The 20148-nt window shown below is 60.6% G+C and carries 26 protein-coding genes; 13 read left to right on the top strand and 13 right to left on the bottom strand.

Annotated elements, in window-relative coordinates; translation table 11 throughout:
• Positions 1–20 precede the first annotated feature (20 nt).
• The 5 genes from ACQR2C_RS04410 to ACQR2C_RS04390 form a co-directional block, all read right to left on the bottom strand.
• Positions 21–485 (bottom strand): deoxycytidylate deaminase, encoded by a 465-nt coding sequence (locus tag ACQR2C_RS04410; RefSeq protein ID WP_434880560.1) that lies wholly within the window; start codon positions 483–485, stop codon positions 21–23.
• Positions 485–658 (bottom strand): hypothetical protein, encoded by a 174-nt coding sequence (locus tag ACQR2C_RS04405; RefSeq protein ID WP_434880559.1) that lies wholly within the window; start codon positions 656–658, stop codon positions 485–487. The genes ACQR2C_RS04410 and ACQR2C_RS04405 overlap by 1 nt, the downstream gene beginning before the upstream one ends.
• A gap of 16 nt (positions 659–674) precedes the next feature.
• On the bottom strand, positions 675–1169 hold the full coding sequence (locus ACQR2C_RS04400; RefSeq protein WP_434880558.1) for a hypothetical protein: 495 nt from the start codon (positions 1167–1169) through the stop codon (positions 675–677).
• A complete protein-coding gene (locus ACQR2C_RS04395; RefSeq protein WP_434880557.1) occupies positions 1162–2316 on the bottom strand; it encodes a DNA polymerase III subunit beta in 1155 nt (384 codons plus the stop codon). Before ACQR2C_RS04395 ends, ACQR2C_RS04400 begins: the two co-directional genes overlap by 8 nt.
• A gap of 98 nt (positions 2317–2414) precedes the next feature.
• A complete protein-coding gene (locus ACQR2C_RS04390; protein ID WP_434880556.1) occupies positions 2415–3098 on the bottom strand; it encodes a S24 family peptidase in 684 nt (227 codons plus the stop codon).
• Positions 3099–3373: 275 nt separating this feature from the next.
• Here ACQR2C_RS04390 and ACQR2C_RS04385 point away from each other — a divergent pair, with 275 nt between their 5' ends.
• From ACQR2C_RS04385 to ACQR2C_RS04345, 9 genes are all read left to right on the top strand, one after another.
• Positions 3374–3754: a helix-turn-helix domain-containing protein gene (locus ACQR2C_RS04385; protein ID WP_434880555.1), complete on the top strand. Its 381-nt coding sequence runs from the start codon at positions 3374–3376 to the stop codon at positions 3752–3754.
• A 12-nt stretch (positions 3755–3766) separates the two neighbouring features.
• Positions 3767–4543, top strand: coding sequence for an ATP-binding protein (locus tag ACQR2C_RS04380; protein WP_434880554.1), 777 nt, complete (start codon positions 3767–3769; stop codon positions 4541–4543).
• Between the two features lie 41 nt (positions 4544–4584).
• On the top strand, positions 4585–5208 hold the full coding sequence (locus ACQR2C_RS04375; RefSeq protein WP_434880553.1) for a hypothetical protein: 624 nt from the start codon (positions 4585–4587) through the stop codon (positions 5206–5208).
• Between the two features lie 113 nt (positions 5209–5321).
• Positions 5322–6446, top strand: coding sequence for a hypothetical protein (locus ACQR2C_RS04370; RefSeq protein WP_434880552.1), 1125 nt, complete (start codon positions 5322–5324; stop codon positions 6444–6446).
• Positions 6439–6717 (top strand): hypothetical protein, encoded by a 279-nt coding sequence (locus tag ACQR2C_RS04365; protein WP_434880551.1) that lies wholly within the window; start codon positions 6439–6441, stop codon positions 6715–6717. The genes ACQR2C_RS04370 and ACQR2C_RS04365 overlap by 8 nt, the downstream gene beginning before the upstream one ends.
• Positions 6717–8666, top strand: coding sequence for a DEAD/DEAH box helicase family protein (locus tag ACQR2C_RS04360; protein ID WP_434880550.1), 1950 nt, complete (start codon positions 6717–6719; stop codon positions 8664–8666). Before ACQR2C_RS04365 ends, ACQR2C_RS04360 begins: the two co-directional genes overlap by 1 nt.
• Before the next feature lie 12 nt (positions 8667–8678).
• Complete coding sequence (locus ACQR2C_RS04355; protein ID WP_434880549.1) at positions 8679–8945, top strand: hypothetical protein; 267 nt, start codon at positions 8679–8681, stop codon at positions 8943–8945.
• On the top strand, positions 8926–9282 hold the full coding sequence (locus tag ACQR2C_RS04350; RefSeq protein ID WP_434880548.1) for a DUF6511 domain-containing protein: 357 nt from the start codon (positions 8926–8928) through the stop codon (positions 9280–9282). The genes ACQR2C_RS04355 and ACQR2C_RS04350 overlap by 20 nt, the downstream gene beginning before the upstream one ends.
• A gap of 11 nt (positions 9283–9293) precedes the next feature.
• Positions 9294–11798 carry a bifunctional DNA primase/polymerase gene (locus ACQR2C_RS04345; protein ID WP_434880547.1) on the top strand — a complete coding sequence of 835 codons (2505 nt, stop codon included), beginning with the start codon at positions 9294–9296 and terminating at the stop codon, positions 11796–11798.
• Positions 11799–11930: 132 nt separating this feature from the next.
• Here the strand turns inward: ACQR2C_RS04345 and ACQR2C_RS04340 are convergent, their stop codons facing one another.
• From ACQR2C_RS04340 to ACQR2C_RS04305, 8 genes are all read right to left on the bottom strand, one after another.
• Entirely contained in the window at positions 11931–13406 is a 1476-nt protein-coding gene (locus ACQR2C_RS04340; protein ID WP_434880546.1) for a hypothetical protein, read from the bottom strand.
• Between the two features lie 262 nt (positions 13407–13668).
• On the bottom strand, positions 13669–14067 hold the full coding sequence (locus ACQR2C_RS04335; RefSeq protein WP_434880545.1) for a hypothetical protein: 399 nt from the start codon (positions 14065–14067) through the stop codon (positions 13669–13671).
• A 149-nt stretch (positions 14068–14216) separates the two neighbouring features.
• Complete coding sequence (locus ACQR2C_RS04330) at positions 14217–14666, bottom strand: transglycosylase SLT domain-containing protein (protein ID WP_434880544.1); 450 nt, start codon at positions 14664–14666, stop codon at positions 14217–14219.
• Between the two features lie 11 nt (positions 14667–14677).
• A complete protein-coding gene (locus tag ACQR2C_RS04325; protein WP_434880543.1) occupies positions 14678–14884 on the bottom strand; it encodes an HNH endonuclease signature motif containing protein in 207 nt (68 codons plus the stop codon).
• 137 nt (positions 14885–15021) lie between these two features.
• A complete protein-coding gene (locus ACQR2C_RS04320) occupies positions 15022–15249 on the bottom strand; it encodes a hypothetical protein (RefSeq protein WP_434880542.1) in 228 nt (75 codons plus the stop codon).
• 2 nt (positions 15250–15251) lie between these two features.
• Positions 15252–15488 (bottom strand): hypothetical protein, encoded by a 237-nt coding sequence (locus ACQR2C_RS04315; protein WP_434880541.1) that lies wholly within the window; start codon positions 15486–15488, stop codon positions 15252–15254.
• Between the two features lie 60 nt (positions 15489–15548).
• Positions 15549–15839 (bottom strand): hypothetical protein, encoded by a 291-nt coding sequence (locus ACQR2C_RS04310; RefSeq protein ID WP_434880540.1) that lies wholly within the window; start codon positions 15837–15839, stop codon positions 15549–15551.
• A gap of 13 nt (positions 15840–15852) precedes the next feature.
• Positions 15853–16233: a hypothetical protein gene (locus ACQR2C_RS04305; protein WP_434880539.1), complete on the bottom strand. Its 381-nt coding sequence runs from the start codon at positions 16231–16233 to the stop codon at positions 15853–15855.
• 451 nt (positions 16234–16684) lie between these two features.
• On the opposite strand from ACQR2C_RS04305, the gene ACQR2C_RS04300 reads away from it, so the two are divergent.
• The 4 genes from ACQR2C_RS04300 to ACQR2C_RS04285 all read left to right on the top strand — a co-directional run bounded on the left by ACQR2C_RS04300 (position 16685) and on the right by ACQR2C_RS04285 (position 19980).
• Positions 16685–17545, top strand: a complete 861-nt coding sequence (locus ACQR2C_RS04300) for a hypothetical protein (RefSeq protein ID WP_434880538.1) — start codon at positions 16685–16687, stop codon at positions 17543–17545.
• Positions 17546–17695: 150 nt separating this feature from the next.
• Complete coding sequence (locus tag ACQR2C_RS04295) at positions 17696–18844, top strand: hypothetical protein (RefSeq protein ID WP_434880537.1); 1149 nt, start codon at positions 17696–17698, stop codon at positions 18842–18844.
• 108 nt (positions 18845–18952) lie between these two features.
• A complete protein-coding gene (locus tag ACQR2C_RS04290) occupies positions 18953–19330 on the top strand; it encodes a hypothetical protein (RefSeq protein WP_434880536.1) in 378 nt (125 codons plus the stop codon).
• Positions 19330–19980 carry a hypothetical protein gene (locus tag ACQR2C_RS04285; RefSeq protein ID WP_434880535.1) on the top strand — a complete coding sequence of 217 codons (651 nt, stop codon included), beginning with the start codon at positions 19330–19332 and terminating at the stop codon, positions 19978–19980. Before ACQR2C_RS04290 ends, ACQR2C_RS04285 begins: the two co-directional genes overlap by 1 nt.
• Positions 19981–20148 lie beyond the last annotated feature (168 nt).

Here is a 20148-nt window from a genome sequence, read left to right as displayed (position 1 = left end):
CGGTGGGAACTCACTCGTGGTCAGCAGGCAGCCTTGGGAGCCTCGCGCCCCTCGAAAAAGTCGATCTGCACGCCCGCCTCGCGGAGCATGATCTCCGCTTCCGCCATGTCGGCGTGCCACTGCGCATCGGTCGGCTCGCAGGGCACGCAAACCAAGCGCTCGATGCCGGACTGAATGATCGCGCGGGAGCAATCGCTGCACGGAAACCATGGGAGATAGATCGTGCAGCCGAGTGTGCTCGCGCCACGCGCGGCAGCGTTATAGATGGCGTTGCGCTCGGCGTGCTCAGTCCATTTGTACTTGAGGGGGCGCATGTGACGGACCTCGACGTTGTCGTTCACCTTGCGCGGAAAGCCGTTCCACCCCATCGAGATCGCAACATCGCGACGGTCCACGATGGCGCAGCCGATCTTGCGGCTGCGATCCTTGCTCTGCGACGCGGCCTGGGCGGCGCATTGCATCCAAAAGTCCAGACGGTCCGCCATCACGCGACATCCAAGGCTGGGACGGTGACGGAGGCACGCACCTTGCGCACACCGGCGATCACGTCGTCGAGGCGCATGGTGATCTCGAAGGTGCGGAAGCGAGCGTCGAGCAATGCGAAGGACACAGAGTCTGCGTCGGGCTTTGCGTCGCGCGTGACGGCGGCTACAATCATCTGCGCAGTGGTCGGGTCAGTGCATGGCATCGGTGGGCATGTCCTGCAAGAGAGCGTGCTGATCGGGATGGATGATGCGGCGTTCCTTCCGCCGCGACTTGAAGCCCACTGGCTCGATCGCAGTCGGCTCACGCAGGAATGGAAACCGTTCGTGGATGCCGGTCACGATCTCGATCAGCGCTGTGATCGTCTGCGGCATCGTGAGGCCGAGCTTGTCGGCGATCGGCTGAAGCTCGGCACGGACTTCCTCGGGCAGAGCCTGCGCGCGGGGTACTGCGACGAAGTCCCAGCCCAGAAAGCCTAGGACGGCTTCGAGCGACTCCAGACCTGGCTTGTTCTTGCGACGCCACGCTTTGATGGACGCGCGCCGAACGCCCGAACCTTCCTCGGTCTCGTCATAGGTGAAGCGGAGGCGTGCCATCTCCGCGAATACCAACTTCACATGAGGACCGACGCGGTCGGGCATGGTGACCGTGCGCCGGTTGGCCCGGTCGCGCCGGCGACTAGTCATGCTTCGGACCCGCCGCCATCTCGGTCGAGATGTTCATCATGCCAATGGCGCCAATCAGCTCGGGCTCGTCTTCGGCGCGGAAAATCACACGACGGTTCGAATGATCGGGGTGGAGAGCGATCGTGGAGGCCTTGAACGCCCCGAGCATCGTCTTCAGGTACTGACCATTGAGGCCGAACGACGCCACCTCTCCGTTGATGTCTGCCTCGACCACATCAACGCCGCCCCCGGTTTGACCGCCGACCGCAACCACGAAGCCGTCGTCCGATCCTGCGCATTGGAGGCGATAGCCTTGATCCTTGAGGGCAAAGGGTTCGAGAAGGGCGACCGCGCTCGCACACGCGGCCCGCTCCAGCTCAATACGCGTTTCGCTCGGGTTGGACACCAGCGGCGCATAATTCGGATAGGTGCCGAGCAATAGGGAAGAGCAGAAGCGAGTCGAGTCGGTCGAGACGAAGATCGAATGCTCGTTGATGACGACTTGAACGTCTTCGGCGGTGCGAAACAAACGGATGATCTGCGACACGGTCTCGGCGCTCAAGATAATGCCGGGCCGACCGCTGCCATCGACCGGCATGTCTTCGGCTCCCTCGGGGGCAGGGATCGAAGTCATGATCAGGATCATGCCGGTGGTGCCAACTGCCGCGAGGCGCTTCCCGGTGACGTGAAAGAACACGCCCTGCATCGGCGAGTTGGGGACGACTGATAGTTCGGTAGCGGTGTGACCGAACAGCTTGACGAAGTCTGAGCCGTCGATCTTGAAGCTCGCACCGTCCTCCCGATACTGCCGAGCAGGCCAGTCTCCGGCGGGGAGGGTCGGGAAGCTCGTGCGCGAACGGCCAGCCTTGACGATCATCTCGTGCTTGGAATCGTCATAGTCGATCGTGACGTCGACACCCTTCGGGAGTCGATCCACGACCATCTTCAGCTTGCTGGCGTCAACGGTAGTCGAGCCTTCGCGCTCCACCGTGCAAGGCCCGGACGTCTCGACCTGCATATTGAAGTCGGTGGTGGCGATGTGCAGCACGCCGCCTTTTGCAATGATCCGGGCGTTGTTGGCGATGACGGCAGGCGAGTTTTTTGGCGCGCTCGACACCCCGCGCGTTACGATCTCGGCGAGCTTGTCCCGATTGATCTTCAGTTTCATTGGCGACATGGTCCGCTGCCCTCCCGTGAGCGTACGACGGACCGTATTCATTTATATCCGTCAAGTCAACGGATATATTAAGGACGGGGAGCTGCTGCCTAACCCAGTTCGCAGCTACCTATGATGCGATCCAGCGCCTTCACTTGGGAGCGCGGCAAGTCGACGACTGTGCCGTCGCACAGCATGCGGACGGTGATCTTGTCGATCGAGATCGTCACCACCTCGCGGATCGCTACGCGGTCATCGGCTTGACGCACCACGGCGAAACCTCCGTGCCCGACTTGCTTGTTTGGATTGACGATCACCACCTCGCCAACTCGGAAGCGAGGAGCCATGGTATCGTCTGGGACCGCGATGCAATACACGTCATTGCTCAGCGGCATAACGAAGGGCGCTCTTCGCGAGTCGTTGAGAGCGAAGAAGCCATCAGGGTCCGTGAGGCCGGTTTGGTAGAGCGTGATGGACTTCATCACGAGGGTTACAGGCTCAGCGTTCTGGGGGAGTACGCTGGTGGCCGCGGTCCGAGGGGAGGCTTGCTCCCCGATCAGGTATTCGTAGTCGCAATCCAGGATTGGAGCGAGTTTCGCAAGTCCTTCTTTAGTGGGATTGAGCGACTTTCCGGCGAGAAGGTCGTTCACATACGAAAGGCCAAGCCCAGCTCGGCGGGAGAGCTCATTCCGCGAAGTCCTCAACTGCAAAACGCGTTCCTCGACGCGCTCTTTGATGATGTCGAGTTTCGGATGCACCCGATGCTTCCGCCCAGGCTGCACAGACTTCGCCATAGTTCCATTCCCCGCAGTATCACCCGTACTCAATACCATACTTGGCACCTTCATTTGTGGACCTTGCCTGCCAATAACTAAAACAAATTCAAAGACTAGCGCCGTCGCCTCGCGCTCCTTCGGATCGGGAGCTTAGTGCTGTCGTCAATTATATCCGTTATATCCGTTGACTATCGACGTTGCATCCGTTAGAAAAGGTTCGCTTTCATCAGCGAAGAATATCCATCGATTCGGCATAAACCCGAAATGCGACGGATGTCAAGCGACGTCAACGGATGGAAATGACTGAACTATCGAAGCAAGAGCTTGTGGTTAAGGTCGCCGCACTCACTGCCACTATCGAAGACATGCGTCGGTCCATAATTCTCGCAGCTTCTCTTCCGGCGGCGTGGAAGTTGACGCCGAAGGAGCGCGACCTGTTCCTGGCGCTGATCGCCAACGAGACCGTCACGAAGCCTATGGCGATGGTGATCCTCTACGGAGCCAATGAGGACGGCCGCGAAACCCATTCCGTCGATGTCTTCATCTCTCGCATCCGGCGCAAGACCGAACGCCACGCCGTCACCATCGAGACCATCAATCGCACCGGCTACCGGCTGGTCGATCGTCTCCAATGGGCCAAGACCTTGAAGCTCGACACGTCCGTCGCGCACTAACCGGGGAGCCGAATGGCAATCTCACTCAAGAGTATCAAGAAAAAGACGGCGGCCGAGTTGCAGCCGATCTTCACGATCTACGGCGTTCCGAAGGTGGGCAAGTCGTCCCTCGCCTCAGAGTTTCCGCGGCCGATCTTTATCCAGACCGCCGAAGGCGAGAGTGTTCCGGCGGGTGTCGTCGCTGAAACCCTCGAAGTCCGCAACTATGCCGAGCTGTGCGAGGCGATCACGGTGCTCGTCTCCGATGAGCACAGCTACAGCACGGCCATCTTCGATTCAACGACTGGTCTGGAGAACATCATCCGCGCAGAGGCGTGCGTTCGGAATGGCTGGAAGAGCATCGAAGACCCGGGCTACGGCAAGGGCTACAAGATGGCCGCCGGTATTTTCCTCGAATACATCGACGGCATCATGACCCTGCGTCGTGAGCGCAATATGTCGGTCGTGCAGCTCGGGCACTGCGACATCTCGCGCTTCGATTCGCCCTCGACCGATCCGTACTCGCGCTATCGCATCAACCTCCATAAGGATGCGGCGGATATCGTCGAGGCGAACAGCGACGTCATCGCGTTCGTCAACTTCAAGGCCAGCATTAAGAAGGTCGATGCGGGCTTCGGCAAAGACCTCCGTCACGCCGAAGGCGGCGGTACGCGTTGGATGTTCCTCGAAGAGCGTCCCAGCCACATTGCGGGCAACCGCTTCGGCATGCCGCATGAACTCCAGTACGGCAAGGGTGAGGGATACAAGGCGCTCGCCAAGTACCTGCCGCCGCTGCCGGAAGCTGCCTAACACCCATCCCTCAACGCCATAGCATCCAAGGGGAGCATCACATGGCAGACTTCGGCGTAAATCTCAACGACGTGGACGCGGCGAATAGCAATGCGTCGGGCGGTGGCGGTCCCATCATCCCGCGGGGTCGGTACGGCTTCCAAATCGTCGAGGGCGAGATCAAGCAAAACTCGAAGAAGAACGGCGACAATTACGCGTTCAAGGCCGAGTGCACCGACGAAGGTCCGTTCTTCAAGTCATTCGTCTACGGCACCATCGTCCTGTCCAACCCCAGCGCCTGGGCACAGAACAACGGCCACGCGCAGTTGCAGGCGCTCGGCATGGCGATGGGCTTCGCGAAGGGCGAGTTCACCAATACCGACATGGCGCTCTATCAGCCGTTCGTCGCCGACCTCGACATCGAGACCTACAAGAAGGACGGCCAGGACAAGGAACGCAACGTCTTCACCGCGTACATTCACGAGGGCAACGCTCACACCGAGCCGCCGTCCGAGAAAGCCCCGGCGACTGCGCCTTCGATCGACAACAACGCCGCACAGACCAACGCGGCCAACAGCAACCAGCCGGATCCCTTGACCGCTCGCCAGACGCAGAACGGCTCGGCTCTCTCCACCGGCGGCGGTGCCGCCGGTGGCCGCGCTATGCCTTGGAAGCGCTCCGCTTAACGGCGCGCTGACCTTGAGCCGGGGCTTCGGCTCCGGCTCCTAGACGCTCTCCCTCCCAACAGACTGCAGTCTGCCCAACGCGCCCTTCCGCGCGAACGATAGAGGCTTGCCCGATGGCCGAGTTCCCGGTCCTCCACAATCCGACGACCGCCGCGATCTATGAGGCGTATGCCAAGTCCCGCGCCCAGGCCTGGGACTCAATGGGTATCTCGGTCTCACTGCTCGGCGAGGAGTGCGAGCGAGCCCTTTGGTACGCGTTCCGCTGGGCCTCGAAGCCTGAAGTCATCGACGGCCTGAAGGCGATCACGTTCGAGACTGGCGAGATCGAAGAGACGCGTCTGCTCAATGCGCTGCGCATGATCGGCTGCGAGGTGGACGAAGTCGATAGTCGAGGGAAGCAGTATCGCGCGAGTGCAATCGCCGGTCACGTTCGCGGCAAGATGGACGGCAAGGTGCTCGGTCTCCCTGAAGCGCCGAAGACTTGGCACGTCGTCGAGTGCAAGTCGATGAAGGACACCTATTGGGAGAAGGTGAAGAAGCACGGCGTTCGGGAGGGCTACTTCTCCCATTGGGTCCAGCTCAACACCTATTGCCATCTCTTCGGCTTCGAACGCGGCCTCTACATCTGCCGGAACAAGAACACCGGCGAGGTCTACAGCGAGCGCATCCACACTGACCACGTCGAGGCGGTCCGGCTTCTTCAACGCGCGGAGCGGATCGTCAACTACGCCAATCCGCCCATGAAGCTGCACAACGACCCGAAGGCGAAAGCCGCCTTCAAGTGCCGGACCATGTGCAGCCACAAGGCGATCTGCCACGACGGCGAGTTCGCACGCGTGTCCTGCCGGTCGTGCCTGCATGCCACGCCTGAGCATTTCGGCGATGCCGCTTGGTCCTGTGCGCGCTGGGGCAAGCCGCTCACGTTGGCAGAGCAGAAGGCCGGATGTCCGGCGCATCTCTTCATTCCGACGCTCGTACCCGGCGAGGTCACCGACTCCAGCGAGGGAGAGGAATGGATCCTCTACACGCTGCGTGACGGCCGCGAGTGGCGTGACGGCTCGAAGCCCACCACTCGCTACTGGCGCCACGCCGAAAGCGGCTCCGTCTTCACGACGCAATCAGACGAGCCTGAACCCCGGGAATGCGGCGGTGCTGACGCGATGCTCGTCGAGGAAATCACGGCGGAGCAGTTCGAACAGCTCAAAAGTCACTACGCAACCGGGGAACACCATGTCTGAATTTCTGCACCGCATTCGCTTCGTCGACGCAACTCACCGCGACTGCAAGTTCTTCCTGCCGGGGGAGTCGGGCATGTTCGGCTTTGTCTGCGGCGCGCCGTGCGGCGAGGGTGAATCGTTCTGCGAGTGCCACTACCGGCACTGCTTCAAGACGCTCACGCCGGTCAGCCGCACGATCTCCCGGTACGATGACGTGATGGTCTGCGAGATGCAGATCGACGACTCCGAGCTGGAGCTGACGGAGCTGGTATCCGGCGGGGTCATGCGCTGATGCCGGTCAATCTCCGCGACTATCAACGCAAGGCTTGCGACGCGCCCTATGAGTATTGGGCTGAGAAGCCCAAGGGCAACCCTCTTATCGTCGTCCCGACCGGCGGTGGCAAATCCATGATCCTGGGCACTATCTGCGAAGAGTTCATCGGCATGGAGCCGACGACGCGCATGATCATGGCGACTCACGTCAAGGAGTTGGTGCAGCAGAACTTCGAAGAGCTGTTGGGCATCTGGCCGTTCGCACCGGCCGGTGTCTACGCGGCATCGCTGAAGCGCAAGGAGGTGCACAACCAGATCACCTTCGGTAGCATTCAATCGATGTTCCGCGTAGCCGAGAAGTTCGGCCGAATCGACGTGCTCTTGATCGACGAAGCGCATCTTGTGCCGCCGGATGAAGCCGCCATGTACGGCAAGTTCATCAAGGCGCTTCGCGCCGTGAACCCGGACATGCTGATCTTGGGGCTCACCGCTACGCCCTACAGGCTCAACTCGGGCATGCTCACCGAAGGCGACGACGCGCTCTTCGACGACATCATTTATGAAATCTCGATCAAAGAACTGATCGATATGGGCTACCTGTGTCCGCTGGTCTCGAAGGCCACGCAGACGGTGTTCGATCTCAAGGGCGTTGGCCGGTCCGGCGGCGACTTCAAGATCGGGGCGCTTCAGGCTGCTGTCGATAAGCATCCGGTCACGGAAGCAGCCGTCAAGGAAGTGATCGCGTTCGCGAACAGCAACGAGCATCCGCGCAAGTCGTGGCTGTTCTTCTGCTCGGGCGTAGAGCACGCCTTGCACGTCCGCGACGAAGTCCGGCGTCACGGTTATTCGTGCGAGGCAATCCACGGCGACACCGATGACGGGGATCGCGAGCGCTGGATCAGGGAGTTCAAGGCGGGCAAGATCACGGCGCTCACCAATGCGAACGTGCTGACGACCGGCTTCAATGCGCCGCGCACCGATCTGCTCGCGATGTTGCGGCCGACCGAGTCCACTGCGCTCTATGTGCAGATGGTCGGCCGTGGCACGCGCTGCATGGGCAAAGACATCCACGAGTCGATCCGCAACGGGAAGTCTGATTGCTTGGTTCTCGACTTCGCGGGCAACGTCCGGCGTCACGGTCCGGTCGATCAGGTAAAGGTGCGGAAGCCCGGCAAGGGCGGTGGTGAAGCGCCGGTCAAGGAATGCCCGGAGTGTCACTCGCTGATCTTCGCGGGGCTGCGCGAGTGTCCGGACTGCGGCCACGCGTTCGAGCGCGATGTCGAGAAGAACATCAAGCAAACCGCCGACGCGGTGCCGATCCTGTCCACCTCGAAGCCCAATTGGATGAAGGTCAAGCGGCGCACGTTCTATCGCCACGATAAGCCCGGCGGCACCCCGAGCGTCCGCGTCGAGTACATGTGCGGCTTCACCGTGCACAAGGAATGGATTTGCCCGGAGCACAAGGGCTTCGCTCGGGTGAAGTTCGAGAAGTGGTGGAAGGAACATGGCGGCGGCGATGACGCGCCGTTCACCATCAACGACACGCTCACGCAGGCGGGCAAGAAGGTGCTGCGAGAGACGACCGAGATCATGATCCGCGCGAACGGTAGGCACTACGAGGTGATCGGACGCAAGCTCGGAGAGGCCGGCCTGTTGACGCAGGACAACTTCGTGTCGGTGCAGCCGTCACGCGAAGAGATCGTCGCGCGGAACTATGAACTCAACGGGAAACCAGAGGAGGCGGCCCGCTACCGCGCCCAAGTCGCGGCAAGGGAGGCGACGGCGAACGACAATGCTCGGCCGACGATGCCGGGCGTGAGCCGCGCGTCGGCGGCGAAGGCGTTGATGCCTGGGCATGCAAAGCCGGTGGCGCAGCTTCGCACGAGCGCTCCGTGGGCCGCCGAATACAAAGACGTGTTCGCCAGCACTTGGGGCAAGCACGATTTCGACGACGACATTCCATTCTGAGGGGACGAGGACATGAGTGCACCGAACGCAAAGCGAGTTCTTCGCCGCAACGAGATTTATGTGAAGCTCTCGAAATACTGTGATGGGCAGGGCTACCGCTATGTGCCCGTCATCGGTGGGAGGCACCACTACATTGAGGTCTTCGTCGGCGAGGGGAGGCCCGTGCGGATGATCTTCTCGGCGAGCGCCAGCGACCACCGCGCCGCGAACAACGCTCTCACGGTGCTCAAGCGCCTCATTCGGGAACGCCAAGCGAGCAATGACAACATCAAGGCTTGATCCCGAGCCGGTTTGCTGCGGCGTCTGCAAGCGGCTGGCGGTTGGGATCGGATACGCGCCGAAGCAGGGCAAGCCCGTGCTTTGGCTCTGCACCGATCCGACGTGCATCTCTTTGGGGGAGAGTGTTTTCAAGATGACACCGAAGACTCTGAGCGCTCACGAACTATTCGCGCTCGACGAAGCTGGCGAGGTCGCTGGCGCATACCTCGAAAGTATCGGCAAGTTCGATCTCACGCAGTTGTCTCAGGGCGAGTGGATGGAGTTCCTGAAGACTGTCCTCAACAGCTACGGCGAGCGCATGCGCGTGCGCCTGCTCAATCACACCGCTCCGTTTTGAAGGCTGCCGTTATGTCTGAATCTCCGTTCGCCCAGGTCGGCCCGACGCTGTACGAAAAGGGCTACTCGCCGATCCCAATCATGCCCGGCAACAAGGTTCCCGGCCTCATGGTCGGCGACGAGTGGCGCATGTTCAAGGGCTGGAATGAGTTCTGCGTTGAGCGGCCGTCGCAATTCCAGATCAACCAGTGGGCCAAATGGCCGGACGCGGGTGTGGGCATCGCTTGCGGCCGTGGCCTGATCTGCGTCGACATCGATCAGGAAGAGATCATCGAACCGCTACTCGCGATCCTGCCCGTGTCCTACGTCCAGAAGAAGGGCCGCAAGGGCATTTCGCTCTTCTATCAAGGCAACACGGATATCATACGCTCGAAGAACTATCGAACGCCCGATCGCGTCGGCCTTGTCGATCTGCTCGCCGAAGGTAAGCAAACGGTCCTGCCGCCCTCCATCCATCCCGACACTGGCGAACCCTACTATTGGTGGACCGACGAAACGCTTCTCGATGTGGGCCTCGGTGCCCTGACCGAGCTGCCGAACGATATCGGCGAACAGATCGGCAAGGTGCTGCGCGCGTTTGGCTATGATCCGGACGGCGACCGCGCGCCGGACCCGGCCGGTGCGGACCATCCGGACACGGTGAGTAGCCACACCTCGAACTTCTTCCGGAAGCTCAACGAGGACGCGCTCGCGCGGATCGATGCGTGGGCACCGAAGCTCAACCTCCCGAAGGGGCGCTTCCTTGGCCGCGTCTATCGCGCCGTGGCTCCGTGGCGCGCCTCGGGCTCGGGCCGCCCCATGAGCCGCCGTTCGGCGAACCTCTCGATCTCGCCGGGTGGCATTGAGGACTTCGGCACCGGCGAGAGCTTTACGGCGCTCAATGTTGTGATGAAGACGTTGCAGATCCCCGACTCCGAGTTGGACGCGGCCGTGCAGTGGCTCGGCGGCTGCCTGGGCTATGACTTCTCGCCGAACATCAACCTGACCATGGGGCCGAAGACGCTGGCGATGTTGGCGGCACGGGAGGCCCGTGAGCGCGGCGAAGAGCCGCCGGTGCGCTCAGCGATCGAGGAGGCATTGACGCCCCCGCCGCATCCCGAATGGCAACCCACGGTCATTGCTGGGGCCGTGGAGCGGCCCGCCGGCGGTGATCTCACTGCCTACCTCACCACGCCGGCCAGCGAGCCCGCTCCGGCCCCTGCGGAGCCCGCCGGTGAGTTGGCCGGGGGAGTGGAGCCCAGCGCGTCGGAGACGCCTCCAGCGTCGTGTATGGCCGAGCTGGAGTCGCTTTGCCGTGGCATCCCCGGACTGGTCGGCGAGCTGGTCGAATGGATGGCGTGTTCGTCGTCCAGTCCGTCGCGGCCGTGCGCCCTCGGGCCTGCTCTGCTTTGGGTGGGGACGATCGCGGGCCGTCATCAGGCCGGGCCTACCGATCTGCGCACCAATCTCAACGTGGTGACGCTGGCACCGCCTGGTTACGGCAAGGACCACGCGCGGCAAGCGCTCTACCGGCTCGCGACGAAGACGGGTCTGTTCCGCTTCATGGCTCCGGAGAACTTCCTGTCGGACTCCGCGCTCCGCAAGACGATCGAGCAGAACCCGGTCATGATGTCGATGATGGACGAGTTCGGCGGCTTCATTGGCAAGATCATGGACCGTCGCGCCGGGGCGCACCAATCAAACTTGCGCCACATGATCCTTCAGCTCTTCACCACCTCGAACAGCGTCTACACGGGCGCGGCAGCCGCCCAGGAACAGGCGACGCCGATCCATCAGCCGTGCTTCTCGATCTATGGGACCACGACGCCGCATGACTTCTGGCCGTCGATGTCCGGCCGGGGCGTAGGCGACGGCTTCCTGCCGCGTTGGCTCGTGCTGCCGATCTCGGGCAAGCCGTTGCTCGATCAGCCGGTGACGCAGCCCTATCAGCCGCCGGACCGGATCGTCGAGGCGAGCCGTGCCGTGTTCAAGCTCTCGCGGCGTGGTGCCAACCTGCCGGACATGGCGTCGCAGCCGGTGATCAACCCGATCGTTGCCGAGTGGGGCGGGGACGGCTTTGAAGCCTTCAGGTGGTACCGCCAGCGCTTCGCGCAGTGCTCCGAAGAGGCGAGCGAGGACAGCAAGGTTCTGTGGACCCGCTCGATCGAGATTATGCTGCGGATCGCACATATCGTGGCGATCGGCATCAACCCCGAGCGGCCGATGCTCACGGACGACCTGGTCGATTGGGCCGGGCGGCTAACCGAGCTTTCGACCAAGTCCTGCATCGTCGAGATGAAGGACCGGCTTGCCTCGAACGATAGGCAGGCGGAATACCTGTTCGTGCGGCGGCTGATCAAGGAAGCTGGTCAGGCGGGGGTCACCACGGTCGCGCTGAAGCAACAGATCAACGGGCTCTTCGATAACGCTCGGTACGAGTCGATCATCAAACAGCTTCAGGACGCAAATCAGGTGCACGGTCGGATGGGGACGGGGCCGAAGGGGGGGAGGCCCGCGTTCCGCTACTATGCCGCCTAGGCGGCGAACTCATAAACCGGCCGTGCCGGTGCTTTGCCAAAATCAGCTTGCACCGCGTCGCCCAAATTCCGCCATGCGACAAAATGAGCTGGTGTTCCATCTGCATCCTATAGCGAGACAGCTATGGGCCTCTCAGAGTCTGCTCTCTTGCTCAGGTGCAGAAGTACACTGGGCCATATCAAAAAGATTAAAGATGTCATCCAAGGATCTTCCAAGTTCTCTCGAACCGTACTTGGCCGACAACCCCGCCTGAAGCTTACTGAGCGGGGAGAGCTGCAAAGAGAAATCCCCCTTTATCCGCACGGCCTGTTGTAGGGCTTCAATCGCAAATTGTTCGGAACCATCTCCTGAAAGGCGACCGATGACAGCTCTCAATGCAAGGATGTTAATTTCCATCGGAGTGCCGGGGCGAATTTGCAGGCCACTCAACAAATTCGACGCCCCTGCAAGGTCTCGAGCCAAAACACAAGCCATCGCTCTGTTGAAGATTGAAAATGGACGCGATGCGCCGGCATCCAGTGCGTCGGAGTATCGAAGATAAGCAAGCTCGCCATCACCGAGACTCAGTGCGTCGTGACCAAGGTTGGTGAGTTCGTTCGCTTGACTTGCACTAATGCTTGAAGCTTCCGTCGCGATGTTGCCTTCAACGATCCTTTCACGAAGGTCCAAGACCGCGCGATTGTTGGGCTGCAATCTCTCAGCTTCCTTAATGTCCATCTCAGCGCCGGCGACATCACCGCTGAGGAACTTGGCCTTCGCGCGCCCCATAAAAAGAGTAACGCTCTTGGGCTGTTCTGCGATCTTTGCATCATAGGCTGCTATCGCTTCAGGATAGCGACCGTCAGCAACTAGATCTCGAACTCGCAAAACCTCGTCTAGGCTCCCCTCTGGAAGCGCAACTCCGCTCGCGCTGGAATTGCCAAAAGCTTCCCTGGTCAGGTCAGCCTCGAAATCTGACCTCACAACGTCTTTCAGCCGCTCAAATTCATTCTCAATGGCTAGAAACTCCCGGTCTCCGATTTCAAGGAGCCCAGCTAGCGAGGTAAACTTCCGTTTGATTGATTTCGGCAAGGCGCTGCTGGCCTTGTACTGAACCCCGTGCTCAATCTGTGCCCACACGTGTTGAAGCACAGTTCGCACTTGGATTTCGCAAATCATCCCCCCGAATCTGGAAAACTCAGGTAGCTCCAAGCGCTTGGAATTGAGTCGGCAAAGGTAGTGAATGCTCTGGTATCCGAATTGGCCTAGGTCTAAGCGTTCTTCCCCAATGTCTTTCTTCTCTCGAACGTCGAAATGCTTCTCCAAGAATGCACAAACCCGTTCGACGTCACCAAGCGTATAAGTGATTATTCGTGCTCCTGCCAGATCGGTAATTTCGGTCATTGGATCGGCATATTTCGGTGTGCCGGTCTGATTGACCTTTTTGCACTTTGCGTCAAAGCTATCGACAGCCTTGGCGCGACTTTCGATGGCTTGGTACTTGATTTCCGCGGCCGTTAGGGCATCCTCTAGGATGCGTCCTACTTCTTCAGCAAAATCGACGTACCTGTGGCGCGCTCGTTCAAATTCCTGAGCAGCTCTGCTTGGTAAATTGTACGACGTCGACATGGGCAATGGTCTCCGGTAGCAGGTAATCGGCTTCTACTCTAGATCGCATGTAGCATTTTTCGAGACACCTTCGTCAAGACTGGACGGGGATCGGGAGGCGCTCTCGATGCATATAGGAGAGGCAGATCGAACGTCTGTTCCGTCTGGTCGCGCTTTTACTTCAGGTCAGCCAAGCTCGCTCTGCGTTTAGAGGCTAAACGAAGGCGGCATGCTAGCTTCTCAATTCGCCGAAGCTCGTATCAAGTTCACGTTGGGAGGAGGATCAGCCGTCGTCATCGGTCGCAGCTGCTACGGCTGACTGAACCTCGATGCTGCTCGGTAGGCGATTGAAGATAAGCCTGCCCGCCTCGCTTGGCGCGGGGGCTTCGAGCCACAAATGCGGGACTGGCAAAGCGTTCCCAAGAGCAATTGCGCTGGTCGACGACGCTCCTTTAGCGGCCGCGATCACCGGCGTTTCATAAGTGAGGGCGCACGCTCCCATAAACACGGCGCTTACCAGCGCGGGGAGCTGCACCATGCGGAGAAGCGTCGACCGGCTCTTCTCTCTCGCATAATGCCGTAGTGCGCTGGCGCAAATCTGACTGTCTGTCGGCCCCAACAACGTCTCTTCAGAACTACTAAGCGCAATGGCCAAGGCCAGTGCGTCGCCCTTGCTGGTCACTTTAGATCATCTCCTTGAGCCGACTTTGGGCCGGCCATGCCCCGGAGGCCAATGCCCCAGTTCGAATGTGGAAGTATATTAATACCGTCGATGTATTTCCGTCAGTAACTGCGCGTCAATTGGAAGACGGACGGAAATGGCCGGGAAGGTTATGGAAACGTGTCGGCTGCCTCGTCGCTCGAACGCACGTTGGCCGCACGTAGAACCTTGCGGCCATAGGCGGTGCAGACCGGCCGCCCGTATACGCCGCGCTGATAGAGGCTGATGCCGGCGCAACCAGTGCCGCCACGGCTGACCGCGATCTTAAGGTAGAGAAGTCCGGCGCGCAGGCCGGTGCTGCAATCGTACAGATTGCCTGTGACACCAATAGACCGTGCGGTGTCCGGCTTGACCTGCATGATCCCGCGCTCACCGGCGCGGCCGGTCAGGCCGCAGTTATAGTTGCTCTCCACGCGGATGACGGCATGCACGAGGCTGCGCGAGAGCCCGTGCTGATCTGCGACTGAATTGATCAACTCGGCCAAGTCCTCGCCGGCGAATGCGGGCATGGCAGTGGCGATCACGCTCGCGGCAGCGAGCGCGGTGATAAGGCTCTTCATGTCCAGTTCTCCTAGGCCGCGATCTCTTCGCAAGCGAAGCGACGGGCTTCGTCGCGGCGACGCTGGTTTTCCTTATGCGTCACCATCTCCAGATGATCCGCGTTCACGCAGCGGCGTGTGCGGCAGCGATGATCGAGTTGCTTGCGGGGAGGGATCGGACCGTGTTCGAGCAGGTACATCACGATGTGGACGGCCATGGTGCCGCCATCGAGGCACATCCTCGGATAATCCTTCCCTCGCCCGGCGCTCCCCGATGTAGGCCCTGTCCAAATGTGACAGGGTGTGTCGAGCACCGTTCCTTGCACGATCTCGACGCGAGACATCACCTTGTCTCGGATGCGGTTGCGGCGCGGGCTCATTTGGATAGCCCTATCTGGGCCCCCTGGCGCGCCTGCCGCTGCTTAAAGATCTGAATGTGGTAGGCACGATTGCTTGGCGTATCGGCAGTCGCGTAGTTGACACGCGAGAGCGTGGTGCGGGGCAGGCCGTCTTCTGTCCACGTATGGAGCAGTTCCGTGAAAGGATGTCCATTGGCGGCCATCCGGGGCACGATCTTCACTTCGACGTTGGTGAGCACGCGCATGATCAGGCGGCTTCCTGATCGGTGGTGACTCCCAGGGCCGCTAGTTTCTCGTCCACGACCGCGATCTGCTGCTCGAAGATTAGCTTAAGCTCGGGGCGAATCCTCTCGGCGATGTCCTGCCGAACGTCGGTGTTGCCGACCTTGATCGGGTGGCCGAAGTCGGCCTTGGTCACGAGCGAACGCAGATAGTCGCGTTCCTTGATCAGCTCCGCGACGGCGGTGAAGTCATTCAGTTTCATGGTCAGTAGTCCCCATGTGATCCAATCCATAGGCGCGGCGTTGCAGATTGGGGAAAAGGCTCAGGCAGCGATGGCGGTGGTGAAGACGTGAGCGGCGGGGAGGCGCTTGCCGAGCGCCTTGGCACCGGCGGCGGTGACGCAGAAGACGCGCATGGAGCCGAAGTCGCGCGAGGGGTCACGGACCATGTAGCCCTTGCCGACAAGCCGTCCGGCCACTTCGATGTCGCTGCCGTTGTCGTGGCAGGCGACGTGGTTGCGGTTGATCGAATTGCCGTGCTCGAGTCCGAGCGCCCGGCGCGTGAGCATCATCTCGTTGTGGGTGAGCAGGAAGGCGGTGGTGGTCTCGGTCATCGATCTCGCCTCCTCAACCGAACAGGGCGTTCTGGTCGGGGTGCAATGCCAGCGGCGCGGAGCGGCGCGGCTTTGCGGTCGCGGGCGGCGGCAGCTCGACCGGGGTGAGGCTGTCTTTGTGGCGCAGGATGTGCGCCGTCATGCCGCTGACGTTCTTGCGGCGGTCGGCCAGCTTGACCAGGGTGCCGGTCTTGACCAGCTCCGAGACGCGGGGGCGGATCGCCAGGACGCTCTCACGCATCTGCGTGGCGATCTCGTCAGCGGTCAGCCGGTAGCCGTTCGCCATGAGCGCGGTGATCGCCGCGCGCAGCTTCGAGGCCCGCGTCACGATCCGCTTGGCGGCATCCTCGGATGCCCCGCCGCCCTTCGATCCCGGCGTAGTCGGATAGCTCATAGGCAAAGTTCTCCCGTTCGCGCTCAAGGCGCGTTTGTCAGACCAGCGATGGCGATGGCTGGTGTCCCTACCTGCCGCCGAGTCGCGGCGACCACGGGCCATGGATATATCCGTTATATCCGTTGTGCAAGGACTTTATGAGGGATGTAGAGGGTGGACAATCAGGTCGAAAAAAACGGACGTGCGCCGGGTGACCTCCGTTCGGTCCGTTATAGGAACTGCGAAAAGTCACAAGAATAGGAAATAGGTTTCCCAAAAAACCTCGGGGGTTTTTTTTGAAAACCTCCTGCTATACAGGTCGCAAAAACGGGGTTTTCGGGGTTTTGCGTTTATGATGTAAGAATCTACTATTCTTGTAACTTATCTATATCCGTTGAAGTGACAATAATGGTGGAGTTATAATAGAAACCCGAACCCCCGGAAACCCGCTCCGCGACGGACGTAAGAACGGATGAAATTCAAACACGAGACCGCGTCGTGGGTGACCACGGTGGGCGGCATGGTCCTGCCCGACGAAGGGCTGACCCTGAGCGCCTTCGGCGCGGCCTTGCGGGTCGCGCCAGATCGGGCCGAGCAGGCTGCCCGGTATCTGCACCGCAAGCGGCTGGTCTTCCTCTCGAAGCGTTGCGGTCATGTGCGGGTCCTGCCGGTGTCGGCGATGCGGCTGCGTGGTCGGCCGAGCGGCGTGATGCCGATGGGGCCGAAGCTCGATCCACGGCTTGTCGGGCTCCTCACCGAAGCGCATCCGATCTTCCTGTCGGTGAAGGAGATGCGCCGGGACATGCCAACCGACTGGAGGGATCGCCCCGAGCTGCGTGCCGAGCTGTCGGACGGCATCGCCGGGCAGAGCGACCGGATCATGAAGCTCTGCCGTCGCTTCCTGGCCGTCCACGGGACGCACCTAGCGGGGCTCCGTGAGGCGCTGTGGCTCGATCAGGCGGACATCATGCCCCTGATCGCGCAACGCCACCCAGCGCTCGCCCTGGGCGGCCCTGATGCCCTTCCGGCTCCGGGGGTGGACAGCCAGGCCAAGCGGGTCTCGAAGAACCTGAGCCCCCAGGATCGCGTCCTGGCCTATGTCCGCGAAGCGGGGAAGAACGGCATCACGATCTCGGACATAAGCTTCAACTTCGGCAACCGGCTAAAGCGGCCGGCGCTCGACGACATCGTGGCGACGCTGGAGAGCGTCGGGCAGGTGATCGTGGCCGAGTGTCGCACGTCCTCGCGCGGTCGCATGGGCGTCCGCCTTTTCGATCCCGTGCACGGCGAGCCCAACATCCTGCCGGACGGGCTGCTGGCCGCGTCCATCTAACTATCGATGAACCCAGCTTCATCAGGACAATTCGCATCGACTACGAAGCCATCGGCTCGTCTAGCAAAGACTTGAATCTCGACTTCGTTTTCTGCAATATTTATGTCGGAAGACTATTCGGGACTTCGAAGATCACTGTGAGGGGGAAAGATGCTGGGGATGGTGATTGGCGGTATAATGATTGCCGCGGGAGCTTTTCTAACACTTGTGCCTCCATTCTTCATCGGTCCTATCCTGTTTGTTGGTGGATTGATTATCGGCATGCGGGGAATGACTAAGACTGCTGTTACTGGCGCCAAACTTACTTCTTCAGCTCTGTCCGCGGTGGCTAGTTCTGGTACCCAAAACGCGACCCGAGATGCAGTCGCTGTCTCCGGCAACGATTATAATCGCGCCAAATGGGCAACGCTTCTAGAAGTCGATGCCCAGATTCGAGAGGCCGCCGATTCGGTGGGCCGGTTCGGGGACAGCTACGTTGAGCAACTCGCGTACAAATATTTGTCGGTCGACGATAAATCCTATCTCCCAACCATTGTTGACAACATACTTAGTGCGGCAAAGAGCGATGCGCTCCGAGCCGAAGCTGCTAAGGAGGAAGAAGCGCGCAAGTACGCCGCTCAGATCGAACAGGAGCGCGAGACGTCTCTTCGGCGCCGCGCAACCGCGCGGCGGCTTGCGCCGATGGCTGGTGTTGCTATTGCGGTCGTCGCTGTTGGTATGATCGTTTACGAGAATTTTTTCAGGACTGAGTTCCCGGACAGCGACCTCTCGGCAGCGAAAGTTTGGGAATCGGAAGAGTCCGCAGTGCTGTTTCTGCTTCATCAGGCTGAGGCGGGGGTTACTCAGCCGACGTTTCATGTTCGATGGACTGGATCCGGACCAAGTGTTGAGTTTCACGCATTCTGGTCAGAGGGCAAGCCACACTTTGTATCTCTCACCGCTAAAAAGATCGGTCTTTGCAAGTACTTGGTAGACACGAAAGAAGAAGGAGGCGAGTCCCAGGAGACTATCGACATCAACAAAATTGTCACGGTCGAAAAAGGAAGCCAGGACAAGGATGCTCGCTTCCCAGTATTCATTAAAGGTTCGGTTGATGATTTTTATTGCATCAAGCAACGGGTCAACTCGTTGACAAAAGATATCGAATGCGGAGGTCATCCATATCCGCGAGGCCCCGCATGCCGAAAAGATTACAAGTGTCCGGCGAACTACAATCCCATGGTCGTAAGCTATCTTCCTCGAACTTATCCAGACAGAGTGATCTCTGCATACAATTTCTTACGCTCTAAATGCTCCTAGCCACTAAGCTTTGCTCAGCAATCGGGTTTTCTTGCCTGTCTGAACTCTGCCAACCTCGGTTGCCGAATCGGTCTTTCGCGGCCTCGTGAGGTGCACGAACCTCGGCGCATGGAAACTCGCGTCGTCAACACCATCCCCGAGTGGCGCTATCAGTCCGCTGTCATTGCCCGCCTCCACGACATGGAGGACCGTGGCTTGCCCTTCACATGCGCCGGCGACATGAACCGCGCCAAGCGCGGCCGTCGCGAGCGCATGGAGGCCAAGGTAACGGGGCTGACCGCCGGTGAGGCTGACGTGCGGGTCTACATGTTCGGCGGTCGTCTGCTGTCGTTCGAGCTGAAGACACCCACCGGCTCGCGCTCGAAGGCGCAAAAGGATCGGCACAAGAAGCTGATCGCGCTCGGCTTCACCATCGTCACGCTGAAGGCCGACAGCCCTGAAGAGATGGCCGACATGGTCGAGCAGATCGTGCGGGACCATCTCTGATGCAACTCACGCTGAATCTCGACGACGCGGAATGGCGCAAGCGCATCGAGCAGTTGCGCGTGAGCAGCGTCAACACGGCAACGGCGAAGGCCCTCACGTTCACCGCGAAGGACGCCCAGGCCGCTTTGAAGGCCGAGGTGCCCGGCCTGTTCGTGCTTCGCCGCAACTGGATTCTCACCGGCATCCGCATCCGGCCCGCGAACGGCAAGAAGCTCACCGCCGTCGTCGGTTCGATCGACAAGTACATGGAGCGCCATGTTGTCGGCGCTGGCGCGGACAAGCACCCCGACAACAAGCTGTCGATCCGCAGCAGGCGAGACCCATCAACCGGACGACTCGCCACCGGCGGCATCCTGATCAAGCCCTACGGCTCGATCGCGAGCGCGCCGATCCATACGGTGGTGCGTCGCCAGTTGAAGCGTATGGACGGGCAGAAGAAGAAGACGTTTCAGGTGAGGGGCAAGGACGGGAAGGTGTTCGTCGTCTGCCGCACGGGGAAGGCGAAGAAGCCGCTACAGACTCTGGCCGTGCTCCAGAACGAAGCGAAGATTGCAAAGGTGTGGGACTTCAAGGGCACCGTGTCCGGCGTCGTCCAGGCACGCTTCCCTCGTCACTTCTTCCGCGCGATCCTCGGTGCCTCGAAGCGGTAGGGGTACGGGTCCCGGCGTAGCTGTTCGGAGGGACCGGTCAGAACAATCCCGGACATTTTGCTGGGCGCGGGGATGTCGGTCTCCGATTTCAGCCGGAAGCAGGCCGCCGGCCGGGCCGAAGGACGGTTTTGACCCGAAGCGGACATCAGCAAATCTCGTCGATGCAAT

Source organism: Bradyrhizobium sp. HKCCYLRH3061, from assembly GCF_051168015.1.
Taxonomy (GTDB): Bacteria; Pseudomonadota; Alphaproteobacteria; order Rhizobiales; family Xanthobacteraceae; genus Bradyrhizobium.
This window is presented reverse-complemented; position numbering and strand designations above follow the sequence as displayed.